The organism is Streptococcus sp. 2100 (assembly GCF_013276335.1).
GTDB classification, from domain to species: domain Bacteria; phylum Bacillota; class Bacilli; order Lactobacillales; family Streptococcaceae; genus Streptococcus; species Streptococcus pseudopneumoniae.
Window position 1 is genome coordinate 1 of the sequence record NZ_VMKV01000096.1, and the last position, 3,272, is coordinate 3,272.

2 protein-coding genes are annotated in these 3,272 nt (G+C 39.4%); both read left to right on the top strand.

Going from position 1 to position 3,272, the window contains the following annotated elements:
- Positions 1-330: 330 nt before the first annotated feature.
- On the top strand, positions 331-2,604 hold the full coding sequence (locus HT669_RS10505; RefSeq protein ID WP_054388265.1) for a Xaa-Pro dipeptidyl-peptidase: 2,274 nt from the start codon (positions 331-333) through the stop codon (positions 2,602-2,604).
- 16 nt (positions 2,605-2,620) lie between these two features.
- On the top strand, positions 2,621-3,091 hold the full coding sequence (locus HT669_RS10510) for an arginine repressor (RefSeq protein ID WP_172922224.1): 471 nt from the start codon (positions 2,621-2,623) through the stop codon (positions 3,089-3,091).
- Positions 3,092-3,272: the final 181 nt, after the last annotated feature.

Below are 3,272 nucleotides of genomic sequence, written 5' to 3' on the forward strand. Positions count from 1 at the left end.
TGATAAAGTCGGGATTATACCATTTTCACCTATAAAAGGCTTCTCTTGAGAAAAATTTCATCAGCTTACTAATTTACTTTCTATTCATTTGTATTTTTGTCATCGTTTTTATATTTATACTATATTATATATAAAAAATAGAAAACATACAATATAAATCTCCTAGAATTTTTATATTATACCCAATTATATCTATTATTACACTGTTCTCTATATTGAATTTAGCACTTTATTCATTTTTATTGGATTATTTCCTTTTGCAGTTAACAATTCCCTTTCTGCTTTTTTTTTGATATAATAACCTTAACTATCATTCTATATGGAGGTTCTATGCGTTTTAATCAATATAGTTATATCACTTTCCCAAAAGAAAATATCTTATCTGAACTAAAAAAATATGGCTTTGATTTACAAAATACAGCCAATCACAAAGACTCACTTGAAACCTTTTTACGTCGTTTCTTTTTCACTTATCAAGACACCAACTACCCACTTTCCATCCTAGCAGCTGATAAAAAAACAGACCTGCTGACATTTTGTCAATCAGAAGATGAACTGACAGCGGATATTTTTTATACTGTTGCTTTTCAACTTTTAGGCTTTTCTTATTTGGTTGACTTCGAAGACAGTGACGTTTTTCGTAAAGAAACTGGATTTCCTATTGTATACGGTGACTTGCTTGAAAATCTCTATCAGTTACTCAATACTCGCACCAAAAAAGGAAATACTCTTATCGACCAACTTGTCAGTGACGGTCTTATTCCAGAGGATAATGACTACCACTACTTTAACGGCAAGAGTTTGGCTACTTTTTCTAGCCATGATATCATTCGTGAAGTCGTTTACGTGGAGTCTCGTGTCGATACCGACCAAAAAGGTCTACCAGACTTAGTCAAGGTTAACATTATTCGTCCTCGTTATGAGGGCCAAATCCCTGCCATCATGACAGCCAGCCCTTATCATCAGGGAACCAATGACAAGGCTAGTGACAAGGCTCTCTACAAGATGGAGGGCAATCTCGAGGTTAAGCCTGCTCATAAGATTGAACTAGAGGAACCTCAACTCAATCTCGTCCAATCTCAAGGCCAAGCTGAGCTTGTGGCTGAAGCTGAGGAAAAGCTAACTCACATCAACTCTAGCTATACACTCAACGACTACTTCCTTCCACGAGGTTTTGCCAATCTCTATGTTTCAGGTGTTGGTACCAGAGACTCTACTGGTTTCATGACTAATGGCGACTACCAGCAAATCGAGGCTTATAAAAATGTCATTGATTGGCTTAATGGCCGTTGCCGTGCCTTTACCGATTATACGCGCCAGCGTCAAGTCAAAGCTGACTGGTCAAACGGAAAAGTAGCTACAACTGGACTTTCCTATCTAGGTACCATGTCAAACGGCCTTGCCACTACAGGTGTTGATGGTTTAGAAGTAATCATTGCTGAGGCTGGAATTTCTTCATGGTACAACTACTACCGAGAAAACGGTCTGGTGACTAGCCCAGGTGGCTATCCAGGTGAGGACTTTGACTCCCTTGCTGAACTAACCTACTCTCGTAATCTCTTGGCTGGCGACTATATCCGTGGCAATGAAGCTCACCAAGCTGACTTAGAAAAAGTAAAAGAGCAACTGGGTCGCAAGACTGGCGACTATAACCAGTTTTGGCATGATCGCAACTATCTGCTCAATGTCCATAATGTAAAAGCAGAGGTTGTTTTTACCCACGGTTCACAGGATTGGAATGTCAAACCACTTCATGTTTACCAGATGTTCCATGCTCTTCCTACTCATATACACAAGCATCTCTTTTTCCATAATGGTGCCCATGTTTACATGAACAACTGGCAGTCAATTGACTTCCGTGAATCCATAAATGCCTTATTGACCAAGAAATTACTAGGACAGGAAACAGATTTTCAGCTTCCGACCATTATCTGGCAGGACAATACCGCTCCTCAGACTTGGTTATCACTTGATACCTTTGGAGAGCAAGAGAACTTTGAAACCTTCTCACTTGGTCAAGAAGAGCAAGTTATTCAAAACCAGTACTCAGATAAGGATTTTGAGCGCTATGGTAAGACCTACCAAACCTTCAATACAGAACTCTATCAAGGGAAAGCTAATCAGATTACTATTGACCTTCCTGTGACCAAGGACATTCATTTAAACGGTCGCGCTCAGCTCAATCTTCATATCAAATCCAGCACAAACAAGGGGCTTTTATCTGCTCAATTACTGGAACTTGGTCAAAAGAAATACTTACAGCCTTATCCAGCTGTTTTAAGTGCTAGAACCATTGACAACGGTCGCTATCATATGCTGGAAAATCTCTGTGAACTGCCATTTAGACCAGATGCACAACGAGTCGTGACAAAAGGTTACCTTAATTTACAAAATAGAAATGATTTACTGTTAGTAGAGGATATTACTGCAGATGAATGGATGGATGTGCAATTTGAACTGCAACCAACTATTTACAATCTAAAAGAAGGAGATACTCTTCGTTTAGTCCTCTATACGACTGACTTTGAAATCACCATCCGTGACAATACCGACTACTACTTGACTGTCGACCTCGCTCAGTCCACGCTTACCATACCTTGCTAAAAGGAGTTACATTATTATGAATAAATCAGAGCACCGCCACCAACTCATACGCGCTCTTGTTGCAAAAAACAAGATTCATACACAGGCTGAATTGCAGTCCCTTCTTGCTGAGAACGACATTCAAGTGACCCAGGCAACCCTCTCACGCGACATCAAAAATATGAACCTATCAAAAGTCCGCGAAGAAGATAGCGCTTATTATGTTCTTAACAATGGTTCCATCTCAAAATGGGAAAAACGTCTCGAACTCTACATGGAAGACGCCCTTGTCTTGATGCGCCCAGTTCAACACCAAGTCCTACTAAAAACCCTTCCTGGACTGGCTCAATCCTTTGGTTCTATCATTGATGCTTTGAGCTTCCTTGACGCTATCGCTACCCTTTGTGGTGATGATGTCTGTCTTATCATCTGTGAAGATGCAGATGCTGCTCAAAAGTGCTTTGAAGAACTGAAAAAATTCGCCCCACCATTTTTCTTTGAAGAATAATAAATGACTACAACTAACAATTATGCTTCAAAAAACCTGGTAGAAAGTCTTTAACATCAGAAAACGCATAATATCAAGTGTTTAAAACCCTTGATATTATGCGTTTTGCTTTATCCTAGGAAGATTTATACTCTTCAAAAATCTCTTCAATCCGCATTAACATCGCCTTGCCGTAGGTATG

What these genes read in the sequence shown, in the direction of transcription:
- HT669_RS10510 (WP_172922224.1), top strand. Translation starts at nt 2,621, where the DNA reads ATGAATAAATCAGAGCACCGCCACCAACTCATACGCGCTCTTGTTGCA.
- HT669_RS10505 (WP_054388265.1), top strand. Translation starts at nt 331, where the DNA reads ATGCGTTTTAATCAATATAGTTATATCACTTTCCCAAAAGAAAATATC.